The organism is Alkalibacterium thalassium (assembly GCF_900101165.1).
GTDB classification, from domain to species: domain Bacteria; phylum Bacillota; class Bacilli; order Lactobacillales; family Carnobacteriaceae_A; genus Alkalibacterium; species Alkalibacterium indicireducens.
In genome coordinates, this window is sequence record NZ_FNFK01000001.1 from 75,505 (window position 1) to 99,961 (window position 24,457).

Below are 24,457 nucleotides of genomic sequence, written 5' to 3' on the forward strand. Positions count from 1 at the left end.
ACATGACAGTAGAATATCAGTTTCCGGAAGGCTTCTGGTGGGGCAGTGCCGCATCAGCGACACAAATGGAAGGCAGCAGAAATGGCGTATCAGGTGAGACAATCTGGGACCAATGGTTTGAAAATGAACCGAACCGTTTCTTTGACGGGGTAGGGCCGCATCAGACCTCGGATTTCTATAATCGATATAAAGAAGACATCAGCAACATGAAAAAAATCGGTCATAATACGTTCCGTCTGTCTCTGTCGTGGGCGCGCCTGATCCCTGGGGGGCAAGGTGAAGTCAATGAGGAAGCCGTGACTTTTTACAATAACGTCATCGATGAATTGCTGGCCAACGATATTGAACCTTTCGTTAACCTGTTCCACTTTGATATACCGATCGAGATGCAGAACAGAGGCGGATGGGAAAGCAGAGAAGTGATCGCTGCTTATGTGGACTATGCTAAAATCGCATTTGACCTGTTCGGAGACCGAGTCAAGACCTGGTTTACATTCAACGAACCGATCGTACCTGTTGAAGGAGGCTACCTATATGACTTCCATTATCCAAATGTAGTGGATGCCAGACGTGCCATTCAAGTCGCCTACAACACAATGATCGCTCATGCCAAAGTGGTCGATCTGTATCATCAGGAACAGAACGGGAAGATTGGGATCATTTTGAATCTGACACCATCTTATCCACGCAGTCAGAACCCTGCAGACTTGAAGGCTTCTCACATCTGTGACCTGTTCTTCAATAGAAGTTTCCTTGATCCGGCTGTTAAAGGGGAGTACCCGGAAGACCTGATCAGCTTACTTGAAGAACACGGTCATCTCCCTGAGACTCAACTTGATGATAAAGATTTACTTGAAAATAATATTGTCGACTTGTTGGGTGTGAACTACTATCAGCCTCGTCGAGTAAAAGCTAAAGATCACCTGCCAAATCCATACTCACCTTTCATGCCGGACTGGTTCTTCGATAACTATGAGATGCCCGGTCGTAAAATGAACCCATATAGAGGATGGGAGATTTACGAAAAAGGCATTTATGATATAATGATAAATCTAAGAGATAATTATGGAAATATTGAATCGTTCATATCCGAAAATGGAATGGGTGTACAGGATGAAGACCGTTTCCTGAAAGACGGACGTATCGAAGACGATTACCGGATTGACTTTATCAGCGGTCACCTGAAGTGGCTTCACAAAGCTGCTCAGGAAGGCTGTAATGTGAAAGGCTATCATTTATGGACCTTTATGGATAACTGGTCATGGATGAACGCTTATAAAAACAGATATGGATTCTACTCTGTCGATCTTGAAACAGGGGAGCGCACAGCTAAGAAGAGTGCATCCTGGTTCGCAGACGTATCTAAACAGAACGGATTTAACGCCTAACTCACACACCAAGCGTAGCTACGGAGATTGCTGCGCTTTTGTGTGTATGCAGACCATTGTCTAAAACTACCAATGAAAGGAGTGAAACCATTGGAATCTCGCACCGACCGCATACTGAAAGAACTGATGGGATCCGACCGCCCACTGACCGGCAGTTATCTAGCAAGCAAGCTGGAAGTGACGTCGCGAACGGTCAGAGAAGACATTAAAGCGTTGAATGATGAGCTGGCTGGTCACGGGGCAGAAATTATAGCCAAACGCGGCAGAGGATATGATCTGATCATTGAAGACAGTGCATCGTTCCGATCATTTTTAAACGAGCTGATTCAGTCATACGCTTCAGAAGAATCGATCCCGACGACACCCGACAGCCGGATCTACTATATGTTGAAACGCCTGTTGTTGTCTGAATCGTATATCAAAGCAGATGATCTTGCAGAAGAAATGCATGTATCAAAATCAACGCTTCAAAGCGACTTGAAAATCCTGCGCAGCATTTTCGAGAAACATGATCTTCAGGTTGACAGTAAGCCCAACTACGGCATGATTCTCACAGGATATGAGCTGAATCGTCGCTTTGCAATGTCCGAGTATTTATTTAACAGGAACTCATCCTCTCCAGATCTGATTTGGATGGATCAGCTGGCAAAGATCGTCGGCTTGTCCAATGATAAGATGAACGAGGTATGGATTGTTCTGCTGGATGAACTGAGAGAAAATCAGATTTCGTTGTCTGACATTGCCATCAACAATCTGTTCGTTCATATCAGTATCGCTTATAAGCGGATCAGTGAAGGCCATCACGTGGCGCTCGTTCAGCAGGAAATTCAGGACATCGAAATGAAAAAGGAATTTACTGTAGCTGAGCAGCTGATCGGTAAAATCGAAGAGACTCTAGGAGTGGATTTTCCTAAAGTTGAAATCATTTATATTGCAATCCATTTGATGGGGACAAAACTGGTAACAGAAAATCAGCTTCATACGAATGATGTCCAGCAGATCATAGACGAGAAAATCATCAGCCTGACCGAGAACATGCTCAATGCTGTTGAAGATCGCTATGCACTTGGAATCAGTGAAGACGAGGAACTCAAACTAGGACTTGGGCTTCATCTGAAACCCGCCATGAACCGCTACAAATTCAATATGAACATTAGAAACCCGATGCTGGAAGACATCAAGAATAATTATCCGCTGGCATTCGAAGCGGGCATCATCGCTTCTCTAGCCCTTAACGAAGAATTAGGAGTGTCGATCGATGAAAATGAAGTCGCCTATATCGCCCTGCACATAGGCGCAGCGATAGAACGGAAGAAAGTCCAGAACCGGCCGAAAACCTGTTATATTGTCTGTGCTTCCGGTGTCGGCAGTGCACAGCTGATCCGATACCGGGTGGAAGCAGAATTCCGATCGCTGATTAAAGTTCTGGGAGTGACTGAGTTTTACAAGGTCAAGGACATCACGTTTGAGGACACAGATTTCATTATCAGTTCAGTTCCAATCAAAGAGACACTTCCTGTGCCGGTCATCGAAGTAAACGCGATTCTAGGCAGCAAAGATCTGGTCAGGATCGACCAGTTCGTTTCTTCCAATAAAGATAAAGTACTGGACTATCTGCCTGAGCGTAATGTCTTTCTAAATAAGTCGCTCAACTCTCAGAAAGAGGTCATCGATTTTCTGGCATCTCATGCTTCTCAAGTCGACAGTCTGCCTGATCATTACAAGCAGCTGATTTATGATCGTGAGGAAATCGCACCAACGGCATATGGAAATATGATCGCTGTGCCGCACCCGATTTCGCCACAATCGAAACAGACCTTCCTGACGATCTGCACATTAAAGCGGCCGATCGACTGGGGCGAACGGAAAGTACAGTTTGTCTGCCTCTTGAACGTCAAGAAAGACAGCCAGGAGAACCTTCGGGACTTGTATGATATACTGGGACGCATCGTTAATGACTCCGCATTGATCCAAAGGCTGTTATCAGCTCGATCGTACCAGGAGTTTATCAGTTATCTTATTACTGACTGATCACGAATAGAAATACCGGGCTTGCCAGGCTGCTGGTGAGCTTTTTTGTTTTTAATATGTTTCAGTGCAGATTTTAGAACGGGATCGAGCGTAATAAAGTTCAGTTAGCAAAACGTTTCTAAACTACATTCTGCAGCTCTTATTATGCACTTCGATTACATTCAGTCTGTCTGAATTGCATTGTTCAAAGAATCAGTGAAGTTCAGATGGACATTTAGGTTTTGAACTACAGTCTATACCTACCAGAATCCACTTCAGAGTATAGAGGAAATCTTAACTAAACTTACTATGTCTGAGGAACGACAATTAGCGACAAGATTTTCTTCCAAACCTTCATTTAGTCCTTCCGACCCATTTAACATACGATCGCCTTCTGATATAATGAATGAAATTAATAAGCATTTATATATCATTTTTTTTAGAAGGAGTGATACAGGTCATGTCTAAAGTTGATAAAACGATTAATTTCTTAAACCTGGCCATAAGAGCAGGGCTGTTTCTGTTTCTGCCTGGGTATTTTCTAATAAATCTAGCGTTTCAAGGTCTTTTTAACAGCTCTTTACCGATGACATTAGCCACATCAATCAGTTATCTTGCACTATGCGTCAAATTACTCCACGATAACTATAAACAGATAGATCAGCATATATCACTGAGTAATAGAGAGAAGCTTGAGAATTACATACGAAATGGGGAATGGGAAGAGTTTGACCGACACGACAATATATTAGTTGTACGGCCGAGATTTGATTCACCCTTTCGATTTATTGTCAATGACAAGGTATCAATCTCGTACAATGAGATGCGTATTAAATTAACCGGTCCATTGAAATATGTGGAAATGATTGAACAATCGGTTACTGGAACTAAAGATGAAAGCAAACACGGATGGACCTCAATGATTTGGAAAGTTGTTGTCTTCACCGTCGTTTCTTTTCCTTTTTTGAGCGAATCCAGGCTGATGTTCAACATCAATATGCTTCGGCACAACGTATCAGCCGACAATAACGAGGCTGAAGTGGTGGAACACGAGGGGGCAGGCAGTACGCCTCAGAACATCAACAATCAGGGCGTGGCGGTGGAACATGGAGAGGATATCTTCTATATTCATAATTATCAGTCACTGATCAGAACTAATCAGGATCTTGAATTTGAACGTTTATTAAAAGCTTCTGAAGAGTCAGTTACATTATCTGATTTGAATATTGCTGGAGACTGGTTGTATTACACAGCTGGACAGGAAATTAGAAGAGTGCGTCTGGACGGATCGGACCGGGAAACCTTATATGATATCGGATATGCCATGAATTTGAACGTGATGAATGACCGCCTGTATTTTATTGATTACTCCGGGAATCACAACTTGTTTAGTATGACTTTGAACGGACAGGATCTTAAGCGCATAGCCGATATTGAAGCTATGGATCTGACTGTCTATGAAGATGAACTTCTAGTCAGTACTTTTGACCAGGTCATGCGATTCAGCCTTGACGGCAGTGAGAGTGAAACAATTATTGAAGAATATGCTTCCAATCTTCTGCGTTTTAATGATCATTACTACTACATCGATTCCGAAGGCTATCTGACGAAGCAGTCCGTTCATTCCTCAACTCGTCGTGTACGGACCCGAGTACTTGAGCGTCCTATCGACAGATATACCTTAACTGACGATGCATTTATTTATGTTCAGGACAGCCACGTCTATTCAAATGTGGACCGCGGACTCTTTATTTCAGATCATGATGGAGAAACTAAAACCAGGATCCATCCCTATGGAAATACTCATAACTTGACGATTATTGGGGATCACCTCTTATTTACACTGGTAAATGATTATTCAGAGAATACCGTCATGAGTTATAACATTACTAGCGGTGAGCTGAATGAGCTGTACGATTAATTATTCCCGTGTGGTTAGATTCAGGAAGCGATTTTTATAGATAACAGGAAGAAAGGTGCTGACGCATGTCAGATAAACACTGCCCATATTGCGGACAAGAAGAAACGGAAGAAAATTGTGGAGAAGCGCAAGCTGCCCGTAAATATATCTGCCAGGTGTGTGATCAGTCTTTTGGTGGAACTAAGGACAGTCCGGAACTACATTGTGACGAAGTCTATTTTTCACATGGTGGTTTTTTCTCCGGCAACCAGTCCCTTAGAATTGAAGAGAGGGACGGTTATGCAGACTTGACTGTTTCTTCACCTTTCAGCGAAACAGAAGGCGGTGACGTGCGCTTCAGGATCATGCTATGTGAATGGATGGTTATCAAGACGACTCTGTTTTATGATCTATTCGTAATGGACTGGCAAGAGGCATACAATGACCCTACTATCCTTGACGGAACGCAGTGGGAACTCAAACTGACTTTCGATGACAGGGAAAGTGTGAAATCTGTCGGATCGAATGCCTTTCCGGCTTTATATGATGACCTCTTGGAGCTATTCACTCCTTACTTCGACCAAGGTGCTTTTGAAAGAGACTAAAAATATTTATAAATATTACACAGACGATGGAGCATAAACTTCATCGTTTTTTGTGCATAATTTATTCACAATAATGGGGAGTATATGAATCAATAAATGCATTAGGTCGTTTATGATATTTCAAAATATCTCGAAACAGATGTCCTTCGTTTGTTGTTTAAAATATATTTCTCTTTGAGACTCCAATCCTCTTGTCAATGTATAAAACGAATAATATACTTAATGAAATAAGTTGGGAGTGAAGATTATGCGTAAGTCAACTGGGGTAAAGACAATCAGGAAAAAAGACACCTTATATGAAGCCGACAAGGTAAACCGATTCAACATCAAACTTCAGAGGGGGATACTTGTTGCTATAGTGGTGCAGGCTATACTGAATATGGGGCTGTCCTACGCACTTGATGTTGCATTATATGTGGGTATTGCACTGGCTATAAGTAACTTCATGTATTACATAAAAATCAATCCGTATATTCAGTCATTCGTAATAGGTTCGGGTGGTGCTTTGGCAGGGCTCATCCTTATGATCAACCTGGGGGCCAGTTACCGCTGGTTCTTCACCTTGTATATTTCACTTGCCATGGTTGCCCTTAACTTCAACAAGACCTTGATCCTGGCCTATACAGTCGTCATGACAAGTGTGATGGTCAGTCTGTTTGCTATCGATCCGCTGGCGGTTCTGCCTTCAGGAGAGACCAGTGAATTTATCTCATTCATGTTTCTCTTCAATGTAACTGTCTTCGTGACCTATTTTCTGGTAAAATGGGGCAATGATTATGTGACGAGTGCCCGGGAGAAAGAACAAGAAGCCCAGCAGCTGGTTGCTAGACTGGACGGTATTTTGTCATCTACGAATAAAAGTGTAGAGGTTCTCGACAGTGGAATAACAGAACTGACGAATAACATGTCCAGCATCACAGATGTCAGTATATCAATCAGTGCTGCTACTCAGGAGATTGCTGCAGGGGTCATGAGTAAGGCTGCCGGCATTCAGAAACTGTATGCCACCGTTAAAAGTAACAGCCAGAATCTAAATGAAGTAAGTGATGCGAGTACCAGAATTGCTTCTAAAGCTAATAGCTCGTTGAAAACTGCTCAGGAAAATCAGGAGTCGGTCCGGTCATCTTTAGAACAGATGGGTACCATCAAACAAGTGATTGACGATGTGGATACAAAAATGACCGCCTTGAATCAGAAGATCGAAAGCATAAAGGAAATATTCGAGGGGCTGATTGCTGTATCTAAACAGACAGAAATGCTGTCACTGAATGCATCGATCGAAGCTGCACGTTCAGGAGAGCATGGAAAAGGCTTTGCTGTCGTCGCTACAGAGATTCGTCAGCTTGCAGATATCTCTAAAGCCAATGTCGATCAGGCTTCCTTACTCATTAATGACATGACAAATGTGAAAGAAGAGACACTGAACGGTGTAAGAGAAGGGAAGAAGGCTGCCGATAAAGGACTTGATCTGATCGACCGTCTGTCGGATAAAGTTGACGAAGCACTGGAATCCTTTGTCCATGTCAAGCAACTGACGGAAACTGAAGCCCGGACCATCCAGTCATTGACTGAGTCGTTCACTTTAACGTAATTCCGAAAGAAGTCTCCCACCTCAACGAATCGGTCGATGATCCAGGACAGTCTGATTGTCAATAAAAATGGACACTATACGATTCCAGTTAAATCGTCTTATAAGAACAAGATTTCAGGAAACATTGTGGACCAGTCAAGTAAAGGGACGACCGTTTATATCGAGCCCTCCGCAGTGACCAAACTGAATGAACAGATTGCCTTGCTTAAATCACAAGAGCAGGCGGAGGAGTATCAGATTCTCGCTGAGCTGACGGGGACTTTCTTTGAAACGGAACAAGCCATCAATGAAGCAATCGAGCTGGTCACACTTCTTGATACCCTGTTCGCCAGGGCAAAATACAGCCGATCGATCGATGGCGTGACTCCTCGTGTAAACAAAGAGGAACGAATCAGGATCAGAAGAGGCCGTCATCCTCTACTCAAAGGAGAGAGTGTGCCGCTGGATTTTGAACTGGGCACAAACTACCGAGGACTGGTTATTACTGGCGCCAACGCCGGGGGCAAGACGGTCGTATTAAAAACAGTCGGCCTTCTGACTCTTATGACGATGTTCGGCCTGCAGATTCCTGCAGCAGAAGGAACAGAGATCGCTGTAATGAACAAGATTTTCGTAGATATCGGAGATCAGCAGGCAATAGAAAATGCCTTAAGCACCTTTTCCGGTCATATGAAAAATATTTCTGAAATTATGACAAAAGTCGGGCGTCACACCCTGGTGCTGTTAGATGAACTAGGAAGTGGAACTGAACCGAATGAAGGAGCTTCTCTGGCTATTGCGATTATGGAAAGCTTGTACAAACAAGGCGCACTGGTTGTAACGACGACCCACTACGGGGAAATCAAGCAGTTCGCAACCGATCACGAAGACATCCTTCCTGCCGCTATGGCCTTCGACCGGGACACTCTGACACCCAAGTATATCCTCAAAGTAGGGGAAGTGGGAGAGAGCCAGGCTTTATGGATCGCCAGAAAGATGGCCATGCCGGACAAGCTGATTAATAAAGCGGCTCTTTATATTCAGAACAAAACCTACTCTACTGAGAAACAGTCTTTCAAACCTGCCAGCCTGAAGCAAACAGGTTCAGCTAGACTGGAACCGTCGCTGCGCTTTCAGAAAGGGGACCGTGTGCTCCTGACAGACCGGGACATCATTGGACTCGTGTATTCTGACGGAGGCGAGCAGACGCTTCAAGTGTTTGTGAAAGACGAGATCCAGGAGGTCAGGCGAAAACGTGTGACACTGAACGCTCGAGCCCGTCAGCTTTATCCGGACGGGTACGATCTGGACAGTCTGTTTACCGACTACCATGTGAGAAAACGGGAAAGAGACCTGGAACGCGGATCGAAAAAAGCGCATAAAGCACTGGATAAAGAGATGCGGAACAGACGAATGAAGAAGTAAGACACTGACCATTAGATAGAATAAAACAGTAAAAGAACATAAAAGACCAGGCAGCTTATTTATTTTAGCAGTCTGGTCTTAAAGTTTATTTGATGGTTATCCACCGATCAACTTGAAAATGTTACTTCATCAAGTAGAGAGGATATGTTTTGGGCACCTGTCAACGATCTTATTAGATCTGCCATCGATATCTTTGGTAATTAAACTGTCGGAGGGGGTTGGTGCCTCAGTTTTAAATGATTCAGTAGAAATTGTTAAAGAGCTTCCTTTACTTAGTTTATTGGTCAATTTGATGTTTACATAGCTGATGTTTTTATATATGATAAAATATGACTATTACCTATTTACTAGTATTATAAAACCGACGTCTTCCTAATAAATGTAACACAATAAACTGTTTTAGAAAGGAGCGGAAAGAGGATTGAAGAAAAATAAAGTGAACAGGATAAAGATTATCACTGTACTTGCATTTTTGAGTGCGGCCATTCTTTCTTTCGCAACAAATGATTTTTCAGTAATTCAGACGGTTGATGCACAGGAGCAAGACTCTTTGAATGATAGTGATTGATCCGATTCTAAACCGGAAACTAAACCAGAATCAGAAGTGGAACCGAAACAGGATAAAAAAGAGGAACCGAAAAAGGAATCAAATCAGAACTCAAAATCTCCTAAGGAAGAAGAATCGAGCTCTAAACCTAAAGATCCTCTGTCTGGTGGATCTGAAGGTAGCAGCAGTGGGCATCCGAGAAAACGGCTCCTAAAGAAACTAATAATCAAAAAAACAATAGCTCTTCGCTGAAACAGGAAGAATCTTCTTCAGAAAACGGCAGATCGACAAGAAGTACTTCACAACCTAACGATAACAATTTCCCTAACTCTTCCATCCTAACAGAGGAAGTAAATCAGGAAACAGAAAGTAAATCAGTTGTAGATGAACCAGAAGATACTGGTCTGGACCTGACCGAAGAAGAAGTAGATTTAGTAGCAGAAGAAGAGGACAGTACGTCAGAAGAAACTCCTTTTGAAGCGACTGTTCAAGCTGATCCACTTGAAATGGAAGACATTAGTTATACCCCGTCTGACGAGGAAGAGACGGACAGAAAACCGGTCCTATTGTCTACTGAAAGTATCCACACTAATCGCTCACACACGGTTGGAATGACCATTATAGGTATGTCCCTCATCGGAATAAGCAGCATCACTTGGTACAGTTTTAAAAAGTCTAATTAAACATAATTATGAAAGTCAAGAGAGACTGGGACGTTTACGTCCAGCCTCTCTTTTTTACTAGCTGTTTTAAGAAGTTCACTGCAAGTTCTTACACTAAGGTCGTTGCGATCACTTATCGCCATTAATCGTTGCCTTTATCAAACGACTGCTGAAGGTCAGTCTTCTATCAACATACAAGGTTGTAGCTGTTTCATAGATGGTTTCTCTGAAGGTTAACCATGGGACTGCCGAAGCCACTTCTTATATTTTCTACCAATAATTTCAATCCGCATTAAGCTATTGATATAGGAAAAAAAAAGCAAGCGCTGATGCGTTTTAATAAGCAATAAAAAGGTTGAATTAAAGCAAAAAGAGTATATCTGACTGCAAGCGATCCTGGTCAAGTCCACTTTTGTTTTACCGGGAGACTTGTGCTAGGTATCCCAGTTGAAGCATCGATTTCTTATTTTTGAATACGTTAACGTAATTCCGAAAGAAGTCTCCCACTTCTAAACGTATGGGTGCGAAGCACCAGTGAAAGTGGGAGATGAATTTCGGTCAAGAGGTTGCTTGAAATGGTTAATCTGTCCTTTTTATTGTATACTATATTCAGTGGTAACTAACCTAAAGGATGTCATATCAGTGGAATTGGACAGCAATAACCATTCAGTCTTCTCCATGTATTACCACCTTGTCTTAGTTATAAAGTATCGAAGAAAAGTCATCACTCCTTCTGTTTCGGATTATGCCAGAGATGTGTTTCTAAGAATTAGTGCAAACTACAATATCACTCTCATCGAATGGAATGAAGATAGAGACCACATTCATATCCTGTTCAAAGCTCAGCCGAATACAGATTTGTCTAAATTCATCAATGCATACAAAAGTGCCAGTTCTCGACTTTTTAAAAAGAACTTTCCAGAAGTAAAACAGAAATTATGGAAAGAAATGGTTTGGTCAAGGAGTTTTTGCTTGTTGACAGCAGGCGGCGCTCCAATTGGAATCATCAAAAAATACATTGAAAACCAAGGCGAAGTGAGGTGACAAATATGTTGAAAGCTTACAAGTACAGATTATACCCAACCGAGCAGCAAAAAGACTACTTCGCCAATTGTTTCGGATGCGCCCGCTTCATCTACAACCAAATGCTCAGCGAAAAAATCGACCACTACAAAGAAACGAAACAAATGCTCCAAAATACACCGGCTCAGTACAAAAAAGAATTTCCGTTTTTGAAAGAAGTGGACAGTCTAGCCTTGGCGAATGCCCAGCAGAACCTGGAAAGAGCCTATAAAAACTTTTTCCGAGATAAGTCGGTCGGTTTTCCGAAGTTCAAATCCAAACACAAGTCAAAAGCGAGTTACACCACCAACAATCAAGGCGGAAATATCCGATTGGAAGACGGGAAAATCAAACTTCCAAAAATTGGTTTCGTGAAACTGAAGCAACACAGAACGTTTGAAGGAGTCATCAAGTCGTGCACCATTTCAATGAACAAGTCGGGAAAATATTTCGTTTCTATTCTGGTGAAATCAGAAGAGGGAAAAATGGAATTCACCAAAAGGAAAATCGGGATTGATTTAGGCCTTTCCGATTTCGCTATCACCACCAACGATTTAGGTGAGGTAAAGAAACACGAAAACCCCAAACATCTGTATAAAGCAGAAAAGCGACTCAAGAAAGCCCAGCGTTCGTTGTCCCGCAAACAAAAAGGTGGGAAGAACCGAAACAAAGCCCGCTTGCAAGTCGCCAAGAAACACGAAAAAATTTCTAACCAGCGAAAAGACTTCTTGCACAAACTAACGAAGAAAATTACAGACGAAAACCAAGTCATCGTAATCGAAACGTTGTCCAGTAAGAACCTGATGAAAAACCGTAAACTGGCAAAAAGCATCGGCGATGCCGGATGGCATGAATTCGTCCGCCAGTTGGAATACAAAGCAGAACAAAAAGGCCGTACAATCATCAAAGCGGACAGGTTCTATCCATCTAGCCAGATGTGTTCTGCCTGCGGACACCGTGACGGCAAGAAACCCCTCCACATACGCCAGTGGGAGTGCCCACACTGCGGAGAACACCTTGACCGGGACATCAATGCTAGTAAGAACCTTTTGGCGTTAGCCAAGTAAAAGATAACCTACGAGGAAGGGACTGCCTTTTGAGCCTACCCACATCTGATTCCTCTGTCTGTACGAAACCTGTGCAAGCAAGAATGGAGTTCGTAGGAAGCCCCCACTTCAAAATCCAAAGGATTTAAGTGGTGGGTAGTTCAAGTGGACAATATTAGTGATTTTTACATCGTATTCTCCTCGCTATGCATAGTAGTCTTGATATACAAACAAGTGGAGTATAATTGAATGTAGAGATGTTTACCAATCACAGGAGGATGATCGACTGATGACTAATAATACAGATAAAATAGAAGCAGGCGTTGCCGCAGTGAAGGTGCTGGAAAGCTGGGGTGTCAAGCAGGTTTATGGCTTGCCCGCTGGATCGCTGAACTCGTGGATGGACGCACTGAAACATGAAGAGACGGCTATCGACTTCGTTCAGGTACGTCACGAGGAAGTCGGTGCACTGGCCGCTTCGATGCAATATAAATTCAGTGGAGAAATCGGTGTCGCATTAGGTTCTGGCGGACCTGGCGCAACTCATCTGATGAACGGACTCTATGATGCGAGAGAAGACGGCGTACCTATGCTTGCTATCATAGGACAGCGAGCTGAGAATGAAATCAACATGGATGCCTTTCAGGAAATGAACCACAACCCAGTGTTCGCAGACGTGGCCATCTATAATCGACGTGTGGCGTATCCGGAACAGCTGCCGAAAATCATCGACGAAGCGATTCGTACCGCCATTACCCGCAAAGGTGTCGCGGCAGTCGAAGTGCCCGTCAGTTACGGCTGGGAGGAAATCGACCGTGAAAGCTGGTATTCATCTGCAAATGCGCACCGGACACCACCTTATCCAATTCCTGAAGAGAAAGATATCGAAGAAGCGGCCAGAATACTGGAGAATGCGAAGCGGCCGGTCATTTATGCTGGAATCGGCACTCGGGGGAATGGGGATGCCGTAATGGCTCTGTCCCGCAAACTGAAGGCACCCGTGGCTGTCACTGGAATTAATTACGACACCTTCCCGCATGACTTCGAAGCACTCTTAGGATCAGCCAACCGGGTCTCTAGAAAACCGGCAGTAGAAGTGTTCGACGAAGCGGACGTTGTGTTGTTCGCCGGTAGCAATTATCCCTTCACCGAAGTGACAGGTGTGTTCGACCACGTCGATAAATTCATCCAGATCGATATCGATCCTTACAAACTAGGGAAGAGACACCCAGTCGACGTTGCCATCTTAGGCGATGCCGGTTCAGTCATTCGGTCCATCACGGACAAGGTTTCAGAAAAACCGGAAAGCGCCTGGTACCGTGCCAACCTGAATAACATCAAGAACTGGGCTGCTTATATCGATAAGCTGGAAAACAAGAAGGAAGGTAAGCTGCAGATTTATCAGGCTTACCAGGCCATAAACCAGGTAGCAGATGACGACGCCATCTATTCCATAGACGTGGGGAACACCACCCAGACTTCCGTACGTCACTTGAAGATGTCACCTAAGAACATGTGGCGGACATCAGGTGTGTTTGCGACGATGGGTAATGGGCTGCCGGGTGCTATTTCCGCCAAAAAATCCTTCCCCGTCAGGCAAGTGTGGGATCTGACAGGAGACGGAGCATTCTCAATGGTCATGCAGGATATCGTCACGTGCGTTCAGTACAATTTGCCAAGCATCCATGTCGTTTTCTCAAATGAAGAGTATGCCTTCATCAAAGCAGAGCAGGAGGACACCAATCACTATTACTATGGTGTCGACTTCCAGTCCGTCGACTACGCGAAGATAGCCGAAGCTCAAGGGGCTGCCGGACTGACGGTAAGTGAAATCAGCGACCTGCATGACGTCTTCCAGAAAGCTGTCGATCTAGAAAAATCTGGAAAGACTGTAGTCGTCAACGTGAAAATAAACGACGACCGTCCGATACCGGCTGAAGCACTGAAATTAGATCCAGCCTTATATCCAGAAGAAGAGATTCGCGCATTTAAAGAACGGTACGAAGCAGAAGAACTCGTTCCATTCAGTCAGTTTCTGAAAGATGAAGGGCTGGAGTCATTCGTACAGCAGCGTCAAAGCAAATCTACACAGAATTACTCTAAGGTGGATGCTGAGGAGCAGATTTGAATAGTATTATTAAGAATCAGCAGTAGTTAAGATTACCAATGAAGCGATGCAGTTTAATTAAAAATACAATTTTTCTTTCTATGAACTGATAATAAATAAACAAACTTAACGCCCAACTTGTTTCATTTTCATTTGACTTATATGAAACAAGTTGGGCGGTTTTATTATAGGATTATTTGCTATAAGTATATATGCCCGTTATTAATCGATGCGTATCAGAGAAATAATAGCTACTTGCGGTTCTCTAAATTCTATTGTATAGAACGTTTATTATTTTGATGTTTTTTGCTTTTTAACCACATAGCATCCCTTTATTTTTAAACAAAACTAATATATACTAAATAATAATTTTACATATCGAATTAGTTAACTATCATAGTGAAAAAAATTAGGAGGATGCAAACATTGACCGATAAAAAGACGTATTCACTCTCTATTTATTTACATAAGACTACAGTAGAAGATTTTGAAGATTGTTTAGATACAAATATTGATAAAGATAATGATCATTTTCAAGAATTTAAAATTGACAGAAAAAAAGTAGGCACTAAAGGGAAAATTTATATATCTTATTCATCGGGCACCGTACCTGATTGGGGTAATGATTTACAAAATTTTTTGACAGAAGATGAGAAAATTTCTTTAGGAGAAGGAAATACTAATAGAGGTGTATTGATTTTAAAAGTTGATAAAAGGTTTATGAGCGTTACTTTTGGATATGGTAAACATATGCTTGACGCTTCAACTATAATTCAAGATTTTGGAATCAAAGTTGCTGCTAACATGATAGACTCCTCTCAAATCAAAAGTTTAAGCTCACTAAATATTGAAGATATTGTTATTGATATACAGAGACAGTCTTCTTCATACAGTAATCAAAACCAACTTCAAGTCGATACTTTTCGAGATATTTTAAAGGAAGTTGCTGGAGCACCCAGCAGAAGAGCAGGCGATTCTTCACCTAAATTTATTGCGGGAACTGATTCATTAAAAGCTACCAAAAAGATGGAATTGATGTCACTACTACCAGATTTAAAGTATTATTTGGACCAATACTATAAAGATAATTACAAAAATAACAACTTTAAGTGGTTAGATAATGTTACTAGAGTTAAAGATAGTATATTAAAAGATGATCTCGACTTAGTATTAGAAAGAGCTATAATCAAGAGTGAAAAAACTATAAATATATCTGCCAATAGAACTTTAAATTGGAACAACGTAGAAGGATTTTTTTTGTCCGGTATGAGAAAGAAATTAGATAAATCAAATTTTGACATTAATATACAATATGATGAATACTTCTCCAACCTAAGATGTAATTCGACAGTTGATATTATAAAAAAATTAAAAAGAGACAATTTACTATACTGGGATTCAGAAATTGATGGTTTTAGAAAAGTTTCAAATGTATACCAAGGTATTAATTTTGAGTGCTTATTAAAAGATACTAAATATTTGCTTACTCATGGAGAGTGGTTAAGAGTTGATCCTGACTATTACAAAGAAGTACAAAGCCAAGTAAGCGATATTGAAAAAGAAACAAGCGTTAAGCTTATTCCTTTTGACAAGAGAAAAGCAGCAGATAATGATGACAAAAAATATTACGAAAAGCACTATAATCGAGACTTAGCAAATTCAAATAAAGACTATTATTTACTAGACAGTAAAAACTTCATGGTTCCCGGATTTGGTAATAGTAGCATAGAGCCCTGCGATGTCATAACTAGGAAAAAAGAATTAATTCACGTTAAAATACTTAACGGATCTTCTAGTATGAGTCACCTGTTAGCTCAAGGTTTAGTCAGTGCTCAACAATTAGTACGATCTGATTTTCAAGAACATATAAATAAAGAAATTGGTTTGGAAGGAGAAAACGCACTATTAAAACCAGGGGATCAACTTAGTGAATATAAAGTTGTCTTTGCAATTATCTCAGATGACTCAAGAGATATATACAATATGCTTCCTTTTTTCACTATGGTAAATCTAGTTAGAACTGTAGAAAATTTACGTCAAATGAATATAAAATACTCAGTAGCGAAAATAGAAGTTATAGAATGAGATAGTAACTTTAAATGTTATCTTTATATATAAGAGTGGTTATGTTGTATGTCAAAGAATTTAACCACTCTTTTTTTATATCTTCAAGTAATATATACTAATAGTTAAAGATAATCACTGAATTTAAAGGAGCAAGACCACTTATGGCTAAAGAACAAACTAAAACAATTTACCAATCTTTATGGAACAGCGCTGATATCTTACGTTCAAAAATGGATGCAAGTGAGTATAAGAACTATACACTAGGATTAATTTTCTACAAGTATCTTTCAGACAACATGCTTCATCACGTGGCTGAACTTCTTGAAAAACAAGTCAATGATTTAAAAGAGGCTCAGGAAGTTTATACAGAAGCCTTCAATGATCCTGAAATAAAAAGTGACTTGATCGATGAACTAAAATTCGATTTCTCATATGTAATAGAACCGGAGTTAACGTTCACTGCTTTGATGCAATCCATATACAAAGGTCAATTCCAGCTGGAAGATTTGGCTCAGGCATTTCGTAATATCGAGCAAAGCAGCGAATTATTTGAAGACTTATTTGAAGACATAGATCTCTATTCCAAAAAGCTAGGCGCATCTGTACAGAAGCAGAATCAGACCATTTCAGCTGTGATGAAAGAGCTTGCAACCATAGATATGGCTCACCAGGGGGATGTCTTAGGCGATGCTTATGAATATTTAATTGGCGAGTTTGCATCTGACTCTGGTAAAAAAGCCGGAGAATTTTATACACCTCAGCCAGTATCCACCTTAATGACTCAAATTGTTCTGCATGGTAAAAAAGACAAAAAAGGGTTCACCGTATATGAGAGAATCATTCAGAAAATGATACAATTTAATAAAGCCCAAAGGTACTGTGCATAGGGGTATGCAAAGTGCAAAAAGGGTATGCATTACATGGAGCCGGGATATGCCGGTTATTTTTATATCGAGAATTAAAAGACTTACATTATGATTACGTTTGAAAGAGGTGGTAATGTGAATTTAATCAACGAGATTAATACGATCATTATAGAAGTATCTTCTGTTTTAGGAAAGCCAATTGAAAAACATAACTATAAAATAATTGACAGAGGTATCCCGCACCAACCAAAGACTCTCCCTATTCAATCGATGGGGATTTACACATTTTGGTATGATGGAGAGTTTCTAAAGATAGGGAAAGCTGGACCTAATAGCAATGCTAGATTTTTTAGCCAACACTACAATCCTAGATCAGCAAAAAGCACATTAGCAGCTTCAATTTTAGAAGATAAGGCAATGCAGGGAAAAGGCATTAATGAAGGTAATGTAGGGCAGTGGATAAAGAACAATTGTCGCAGGATTGATATTCTGCTAGATTCTGATTTAGGAATATTCTCTTTAGAACTAATAGAAGCAGCATTACACTATAAATATGAACCTGTTTATGAAGGGTTTGCAGCACAAAGAAAAATTCATAAAGTATAAATAATATCGACCATAGAAAAGGAAACTCAATATTCGGAGGTTATTATAAGGGCATTATATTTGATTAAGTATGGAAAGGAAGAGCACCTAAAACAAATTGTTGATGGTTTTCTTCGATTTTCTCCATCACAGACGTACGTGGAAATGGAAGAGCTGCTCCACAATAAGGGTCAAGGTGATCTTCTGGATGGAAAAATGAAAATAAGGCTTGAGAACGCTAAAATGTACGATCCAGATACTAATGAGCTGAAAGGAGAAATTCCAAATTGCGTAGCTACAATATCAATTCAGGATGTGAATGATATGCCTATATTTTGTATCTCTCATTATGGAGTTGATGATACCAAAAGTTATAAAAATATCAGATCCTATAAAATATCTCTTTGTCCGGACAAATTGAACTATATAAAGCAGGATTTTCGTGAGGCAACACATGCGCTAATAATTCTTGAACCAGATAAATTTATAGCCGGAGTCCAAGCGATCAAAGGTCCTCAAATAATACACGATCAGATACGCTATTATGATTATGAAAGTAACTCGCTCCAAATGTATATGTATTTAGCCACAGGTAATACGGAGAATAAGTTTAATGAGAAGTTGACACTAACATATGAAAACAGATATCGTCATTTATTATGTAAAGATATAGATTTTGAAAAACAGCAAGAGTACCGATTTATTGTGTTGGACGAGTTGATTACTGCACCAATTTTTTACCAGCATGAGTTTGTATCTGAATATTTAATTGTACCAATTGATAGTTTGGAACAAGAGATAGATATAAAATTCTAGGTCTCCTCTTAGACTTGTTCTGTTAATGATGTGTGGTTAATTTTTAAACATGGTATTAATGAAATCTATAATTTGGAAAAAACCGCGAATTACAATAAAGAAATAATCAGCATAGACAGTGATAGATAAGCGCTAACATTTATTCTTTTATCGTAAGGTCTGCTTGTGGTGGGTTAGGATAGATTTCATTTATCAACATTACCAGAGCTTCGTTCAATTCATACCGTTCAATTTTACCTCGATACTCCAAATCACGCATGTAATCAATTGCGCTATCCATGTCTTCAAATAATCGATTCTCTCGTTTCGGCATCATTGATGTAAGATAAAGATCATGAAGGCTATTAAAAAAATTGGAGAAACCCTCAGCGGTAAGAAACTTGTTTAAGGACTTTCTATTATCTTCCCACATGTAGCTGCTATCATTTTCAGGATGTGTAATTTCCATGATGGCTTTCAAAGCATCCCCACTTAAGCCCGTGAAATTACATGCTTTCTCCAACGAAAATGAGTTTTCATCAGTTTCACCAATTAGATATCCAATATTTACATTAAAGAAATCAGCAATGAGAACTAAGGTGTCAAACTTAGGAAAGCTAACTTCTCCGTTTTTATGGACAGCTCCGATATTCAACCATCCGCTAACAGCCTTTTGTCCATACCTAGTTCCGTATTTGGTATTTAATGCTTCCGCTAGAGAGGATTGAGTATACCCCCCAGCTTCCATGCACTTTTTCAATCTTTCATTCCAGAATTTCGCTTTTTTCCTCAATAAGTCGTCCATGGGATAAAACACCTCCTTTAATATATATATTATGTCATTTATAAGTCTTGTGCAACATAAACCATAATGATAATATTTAGTTATAGAAAAACCAGTAGAAAATCGTGGAGGTGCAGACATGGATATTCAATCAAGAGCAAACCATACTATTGACGGAAACATAAATGAGAATAAGAAGAAAAGCTTTATTGAAAAAGCTAAAGAACATAAGAAGGAAATAGCAATTGGGGCAGTGGCTATACTTTCAGTGGTGACGATTGTGCTTGTTGTAAAAAACAAGGCTACCATAGAAGCAGCCATCAAATCAACACACACTAAGGGTGGCCTAGCAAATAGTTTAAAAGGTAGAAATAATGTTGCTCCAACAATATCAGAAGTAACCCCTACAAACATTCCAAGTAATACTCCAATTGTAGAAATCAATGTCAGGGGCCATATTCGAAATCTCCCTGAAGGTTGGAACCCCTCGGCAAGTAATAAAGAAGTTGCAAGAAATTTAGGGTATTGTTTAGACGAACATCAAACATGGGTAAATCCTTATACAAAAATAGCAGCTTAAATTGCTAAGGATAAGCGTACAGTGAATTGTCGTAAAAGGGGCAGAAAGGATGGTCAAATGAAAAGAAAGGAAGTTTTATATGCACTTCGAGCAGGAGAATTTGATGGTATAAGTCATTCATATGAGCCATATAAAGGGTATGGGAAAAACAGTCATCAGTTGGAAATGAGTGTCTCTGGCGGAAGTATTGAAGTCACAAAGGTTACAACAGGAAAATCCTTTAACGGGAAGGAAAATGAGAGATGGGAAGATAGAACACCTGAAGTATTAAGTGATTCCAAGGCGTTAGATTTTATTGAGAGTCATCCTTACTACTTTTCACAAAGAAGACCCGATTTGTTTTAGAACGAAATGTGGAGCCTTAATAGAAGAAAAACAGCTCGCCATAGTGCGGGCTGTTTCGCTGTAAAATGTTAGATATTTATTTCTGTCCCGTTCTTGAAAACAAAATTCATATCGTCGGCGCTATTGACTGTCACGTGCTCAATCATACTGTGCCAGAGGAGTGGATCAAAGTCTGTGAGCAGTTCATCTTGCTTCTTAAGTTCGTCGAGAAAAGCTGTCATTGTTTGGCGTCTGGTTACTTTTTCTTTAATCTGCCCGGATACATTTTCTAAATCTTCTTTGGTAGTGTCAAACCTCTGTACCAAGCCATCGTATCTTCGTTGGTACTCTCCTTGATCTAAGGCAACATTGGCGTTTTCATTAATGCATTGTTGTATCAGCTCAGTGACAATCTCCATTTCATTCTGAAGCTCGGCCTGTTTGGTTTCTAAGGGACCAGTGTCATAAAGAATATCCTTCATGGATTCAAAGTTTGCTATGATTTCATCTTTGTCTTCAAGGAGCTTATTAGCAGCCTTCACGAAGAGCTCTTTTAGAGTATCATCATCAAGGTGGGGAGTGGAGCATTTTTCCTGTCCTTTGAACTTGTGGTTACATTGCCATACTGTGCGTCGATATTTGCTGTTTGAATGCCATACCTTTGAACCGTACCAGCTTCCACATGAGCCACATTTTATCTTGCCAGAGAATATATGAACACCGCTGTGACGATTGTTTGCAGGGGTTCTCTTTTCTAACTCGTTCTGGACCAGGTCGAAGACCGCTGGCTCAATAATCGCTTCATGGTTATTTTCAACATAGTATTGAGGAATTTCTCCCTCGTTGGCTTTCTTCTTTTTAGTAAGAAAATCTACGGTGTAGCTTTTCTGCAAAAGTGCATCTCCTTTATATTTTTCGTTTGTGAGGATGCGCTTGATGGTGCCTGCGTTCCACTTATCTTTCTTGGCGGGTGATAAAATCCCCTCTGCTGTAAGCTGCTTGGCAATACCGTAAGGAGTCATGCCTTGCAGGAACATGCTGAAGATCCTCTGGATTATGACTGCTTCATTAGGGTTCAAGACAAGGTTGCCATCTTCACCCCGATCGTAACCGAGGAAGTGCCCGAAGGGAACTGTAACCTTCCCGTCTGCAAATCTCTTGCGCTGTCCCCATGTGACGTTCTCTGAAATGCTGCGGCTTTCTTCCTGGGCAAGGGATGACATGATGGTGATTAGAAGTTCGCCTTTAGAATCTAAGGTCCAGATATTTTCCTTCTCAAAATAGATTTCGATTCCTTTCTCTTTCAATTGTCGAACGGTTGTGAGGCTGTCTACTGTGTTTCTTGCAAATCGGCTGACTGACTTGGTAACGATAAGGTCAATCTTTCCGCTTAAGGCGTCCTGGATCATGCGCCTAAAGCCTTCACGCTTTTTGGTGTTGGTACCGGATATCCCTTCATCGGTATAAACCTTCACGAACTCCCAGTCGTCTCGACTCTTAATAAAATTAGTGTAATAATCGACCTGCGCCTCATAGCTTGTGAACTGTTCTTCGCTGTCGGTGGATACGCGAGCGTAGCCAGCTGTGCGGCGTTTTCTTTGCTCATTAATTGGCGTGGAAGAAAACTGCCTGAGTGTAGCAGGTATGGTTTTAACGTTTTTAGTTGTCTTTGTTCTGCTCATGTTTTTTCCTCCATGCCGCTTTCATTTTCTCAGCTTGCCTTTTTTTTCTTTCCTCTGACCAGGCGGGTTGTCTGCGTTTAAACTGCCATTGTTTTGTGATCTTACTGCCATCCTTCAGCTGAAAGAGAAGTTCTGTGTTGGAAACAACAGTGATGCTATCAACTTTTTCTTTAAAGATACCTTCATCAAATTCTTTAATGGAAAGGACATCGCTAGATATAGTTTTTAACATGTTCTCTTCCAATCCGCTGTGGCCGCAATCTGTGTGAGGGGGACAGCGCCAATGGTGGGCCTTCTGACCACTTACTCGGGGGCTTGTGTTTCTGCGTAGGTTTTGCTCGCACTTACTGCAGTTTATTTTTCCGGTGAAGCAAGTGATGTTTCCAGAGCTTCTTGGGTTCTTCTTGCTGTAGGCTGATTTTGCAGCGCGAGCTTCCGGTGTCCACCAATCCTTCCTGGCCGTGGATTTCCAATGTTGAGGAATAACGCTACCGTCATGTAAATGAAAGATGAGTTCATCTTTTCCATTCACCACAACTTTTTCGACTTGATCCAGGAAAAAATCTTCATCAAATTCTTCCAAGCCGAGTACCTGGGCACAGGCACCTTGGAGTATCTTCTCTGGGATGTTTTTGGCGCTGCACTCTGACACGCCTTTACGGTCTTTAGTCTGGCAAGTCCAAATGTAATAAACATCACTTGAATGCTTGCTTTGTCTTTTGCCGCTGCGTCTATAGCTGACACCACAGTTTCCACACTTTATCTTGCTTGTAAAGCAGGTGGTGTTGATAGATGGATTTGCGAATACCCCCAATTCTCTGCGTCGTGCGATTTCAGCTTGTACCTTTTCATAAGTTTCTAAGTCAATTATTGCTTCGTGAGAATCTTCTACCCAGTACTGAGGTAGTTCTCCGTTGTTGGGCTTTAACTTGTGTGTGATATGGTCCTCAATAAAACCCTTTTGTAAAAGCATGTTACCGGTATACTTTTCATTCTTAAGGATCGCCCGAATTGAGGTGTTTGAAAAACGTCCACCGGTATATGATTTGACACCCATTTCTTCAAGCTGTACTTCTGTTTGTTCGGCGGACATTCCTTTGAGGAAATTATCATAAATCAGCTTTACAATCTTGGCCTCCTCTGGCTCAATAACAAAGTGCTCTCCATTCCAGCGATAGCCATAAATACAAAATGAATTAGGCTTTCCTTTTTGGAAATTCCTTCGAATAGCCCATTTTACATTTTCACTTGTGGAGCGGCTTTCTTCCTGGGCAAAGGAAGCGAGGATGGAGAGCATCAGCTCACCGTCACCACTCATTGAATTGATATTCTCTTTCTCGAACCTTACCTCAACTCCGATGTCTCGAAGGTGGCGTACTGTTTGCAGTAGATCTACGGTATTTCTAGCAAATCGCGATATGGACTTGGTTAGTACAATATCGATTTTGCCAGCATCACAATCTTCCAGCAGTCGCTTGAACTCATCCCGGTCTTCAGTCGTACCTGAAATCCCTTCATCTGCATAAACACCAGCATATTCCCATTCACGATGAGTCTGGATGTATTTGCTATAAAAGCTGACTTGCGCTGAAAGAGAGTGTAACGTTCTGCCTTTTTCTTCGGAAACTCTCGCATAAGCAGCAACCTTTTTTCTTGTAGGCATTACCGGAGCGGAAGGTTCGATTTTATTGATTTTCCGCATAAACTCACTCCTTTCAACACTATACATCACTCTAAAAGGCTATGAAGTCAAGTTAATGTGAGAGAATAGTGTACCTAGTAAGGGCTTGTATTTTTCAAGAAGATACTCATCGATTAAGGCAAATTCCTCGGGGGTAATTATGCTTTTTTCAAGCATGGATTTTGCAATAGAAAGACTTGATTGGTATTGCTTTTCAGCTCTGAATTGATCGTCTGTCATAGTACATCACTGCCTTTGAAGCGGTCGTTTATATAGCAGTCATGGGAACAATACTTTCTCTTTGAATTGCCATAAGCGGTAAAGGAGCAACCGCAATAAGCGCAGGTGAAGGAGTAGATGGCTTTCTTATTAACCTTGTCCTGATTCGAGTTCCACCATGTAATACGACAATCTTGGTTACAGAATTTCAATTTCTTTTTTCCTGAGATCTGTATAAGCTCTTTACCGCAGTGTTTACAGTATTCCTTATCGGGAGTAACTGTAGCTGAGTGATTGGCCTTGATCCCTCCTAACTTATTTCTTTGGCAGTGGGAAGTAACAGTACTTTTTGAAAGACCTAGGGCTTGAGCGATTGTTGCATACCCGAACCCTTTAGCCCTAAGGTCAGCTATTTGATTTTTTTGTTCTCCAGTCATTATTAATCCTCCAATCGGAGGGTAGAAATCCCTCTCACCATTCACAGGACAGAAGAGAGCATATTGAGTACTGAAAAATAAAAAAATGCCGCCAAGTGCAAGAAAAGCACCTAGC

General features: G+C 40.9%; 19 protein-coding genes and 2 pseudogenes. 16 read left to right on the forward strand and 5 right to left on the reverse strand.

The features are described from left to right. Positions 1 to 2 precede the first annotated feature (2 nt). The 14 genes and pseudogenes from BLR76_RS00345 to BLR76_RS00410 all read left to right on the forward strand — a co-directional run bounded on the left by BLR76_RS00345 (position 3) and on the right by BLR76_RS00410 (position 18,656). Complete coding sequence (locus BLR76_RS00345; RefSeq protein WP_091264073.1) at positions 3 to 1,388, forward strand: glycoside hydrolase family 1 protein; 1,386 nt, start codon at positions 3 to 5, stop codon at positions 1,386 to 1,388. Positions 1,389 to 1,478: 90 nt separating this feature from the next. Next, positions 1,479 to 3,419 carry a BglG family transcription antiterminator gene (locus tag BLR76_RS00350; RefSeq protein ID WP_091264076.1) on the forward strand — a complete coding sequence of 647 codons (1,941 nt, stop codon included), beginning with the start codon at positions 1,479 to 1,481 and terminating at the stop codon, positions 3,417 to 3,419. Positions 3,420 to 3,858: 439 nt separating this feature from the next. Further along, positions 3,859 to 5,319, forward strand: coding sequence for a DUF5050 domain-containing protein (locus BLR76_RS00355; protein ID WP_176759558.1), 1,461 nt, complete (start codon positions 3,859 to 3,861; stop codon positions 5,317 to 5,319). Between the two features lie 65 nt (positions 5,320 to 5,384). Continuing rightward, positions 5,385 to 5,903 carry a hypothetical protein gene (locus BLR76_RS00360; protein WP_091264080.1) on the forward strand — a complete coding sequence of 173 codons (519 nt, stop codon included), beginning with the start codon at positions 5,385 to 5,387 and terminating at the stop codon, positions 5,901 to 5,903. Positions 5,904 to 6,150: 247 nt separating this feature from the next. After that, positions 6,151 to 7,494 carry a methyl-accepting chemotaxis protein gene (locus BLR76_RS00365; protein ID WP_091264083.1) on the forward strand — a complete coding sequence of 448 codons (1,344 nt, stop codon included), beginning with the start codon at positions 6,151 to 6,153 and terminating at the stop codon, positions 7,492 to 7,494. Positions 7,495 to 7,521: 27 nt separating this feature from the next. Beyond that, a pseudogene (locus BLR76_RS00370) lies at positions 7,522 to 8,898 on the forward strand (endonuclease MutS2); the annotation flags it as partial. A 421-nt stretch (positions 8,899 to 9,319) separates the two neighbouring features. Then, the gene (locus BLR76_RS11715) at positions 9,320 to 9,466 is read left to right on the forward strand and encodes a hypothetical protein (RefSeq protein WP_176759559.1); all 147 of its coding nucleotides are present in this window, start codon (positions 9,320 to 9,322) and stop codon (positions 9,464 to 9,466) included. 1,283 nt (positions 9,467 to 10,749) lie between these two features. Further along, entirely contained in the window at positions 10,750 to 11,151 is a 402-nt protein-coding gene (gene tnpA, locus BLR76_RS00380; protein ID WP_091264090.1) for an IS200/IS605 family transposase, read from the forward strand. Positions 11,152 to 11,156: 5 nt separating this feature from the next. After that, positions 11,157 to 12,236: an IS200/IS605 family element RNA-guided endonuclease TnpB gene (gene tnpB / locus BLR76_RS00385; protein WP_091264092.1), complete on the forward strand. Its 1,080-nt coding sequence runs from the start codon at positions 11,157 to 11,159 to the stop codon at positions 12,234 to 12,236. Between the two features lie 268 nt (positions 12,237 to 12,504). Beyond that, positions 12,505 to 14,343, forward strand: a complete 1,839-nt coding sequence (spxB, locus tag BLR76_RS00390; protein WP_091264094.1) for a pyruvate oxidase — start codon at positions 12,505 to 12,507, stop codon at positions 14,341 to 14,343. Between the two features lie 405 nt (positions 14,344 to 14,748). Then, entirely contained in the window at positions 14,749 to 16,407 is a 1,659-nt protein-coding gene (locus tag BLR76_RS00395) for a TIGR04141 family sporadically distributed protein (RefSeq protein ID WP_176759560.1), read from the forward strand. 143 nt (positions 16,408 to 16,550) lie between these two features. Continuing rightward, positions 16,551 to 17,222 (forward strand): annotated as a pseudogene (locus BLR76_RS00400) (type I restriction-modification system subunit M N-terminal domain-containing protein); the annotation flags it as partial. A 168-nt stretch (positions 17,223 to 17,390) separates the two neighbouring features. Further along, a complete protein-coding gene (locus BLR76_RS00405; protein ID WP_218121370.1) occupies positions 17,391 to 17,861 on the forward strand; it encodes a hypothetical protein in 471 nt (156 codons plus the stop codon). A gap of 60 nt (positions 17,862 to 17,921) precedes the next feature. After that, positions 17,922 to 18,656: a hypothetical protein gene (locus BLR76_RS00410; RefSeq protein ID WP_091264099.1), complete on the forward strand. Its 735-nt coding sequence runs from the start codon at positions 17,922 to 17,924 to the stop codon at positions 18,654 to 18,656. A gap of 139 nt (positions 18,657 to 18,795) precedes the next feature. On the opposite strand, the gene BLR76_RS00415 is transcribed toward BLR76_RS00410, so the two are convergent. Then, positions 18,796 to 19,440, reverse strand: coding sequence for a helix-turn-helix domain-containing protein (locus BLR76_RS00415; protein ID WP_091264102.1), 645 nt, complete (start codon positions 19,438 to 19,440; stop codon positions 18,796 to 18,798). A gap of 118 nt (positions 19,441 to 19,558) precedes the next feature. Here BLR76_RS00415 and BLR76_RS00420 point away from each other — a divergent pair, with 118 nt between their 5' ends. Together BLR76_RS00420 and BLR76_RS00425 are read left to right on the forward strand one after the other, a co-directional pair. After that, a complete protein-coding gene (locus BLR76_RS00420; RefSeq protein WP_091264105.1) occupies positions 19,559 to 19,999 on the forward strand; it encodes a hypothetical protein in 441 nt (146 codons plus the stop codon). 57 nt (positions 20,000 to 20,056) lie between these two features. Continuing rightward, the gene (locus tag BLR76_RS00425; protein WP_091264108.1) at positions 20,057 to 20,344 is read left to right on the forward strand and encodes a hypothetical protein; all 288 of its coding nucleotides are present in this window, start codon (positions 20,057 to 20,059) and stop codon (positions 20,342 to 20,344) included. Between the two features lie 68 nt (positions 20,345 to 20,412). Here the strand turns inward: BLR76_RS00425 and BLR76_RS00430 are convergent, their stop codons facing one another. Genes BLR76_RS00430 through BLR76_RS00445 form a run of 4 tightly spaced genes read right to left on the reverse strand, consistent with a single transcriptional unit; the run spans position 20,413 to position 24,342 of the window. After that, positions 20,413 to 22,005, reverse strand: coding sequence for a recombinase family protein (locus BLR76_RS00430; protein WP_091264110.1), 1,593 nt, complete (start codon positions 22,003 to 22,005; stop codon positions 20,413 to 20,415). Continuing rightward, on the reverse strand, positions 21,983 to 23,707 hold the full coding sequence (locus BLR76_RS00435; protein WP_091264112.1) for a recombinase family protein: 1,725 nt from the start codon (positions 23,705 to 23,707) through the stop codon (positions 21,983 to 21,985). The genes BLR76_RS00430 and BLR76_RS00435 overlap by 23 nt, the downstream gene beginning before the upstream one ends. A gap of 39 nt (positions 23,708 to 23,746) precedes the next feature. Next, positions 23,747 to 23,926, reverse strand: coding sequence for an SHOCT domain-containing protein (locus BLR76_RS11960; RefSeq protein ID WP_091264114.1), 180 nt, complete (start codon positions 23,924 to 23,926; stop codon positions 23,747 to 23,749). Next, positions 23,923 to 24,342 (reverse strand): helix-turn-helix domain-containing protein, encoded by a 420-nt coding sequence (locus tag BLR76_RS00445; protein WP_091264117.1) that lies wholly within the window; start codon positions 24,340 to 24,342, stop codon positions 23,923 to 23,925. The genes BLR76_RS11960 and BLR76_RS00445 overlap by 4 nt, the downstream gene beginning before the upstream one ends. Between the last annotated feature and the right edge of the window lie 115 nt (positions 24,343 to 24,457).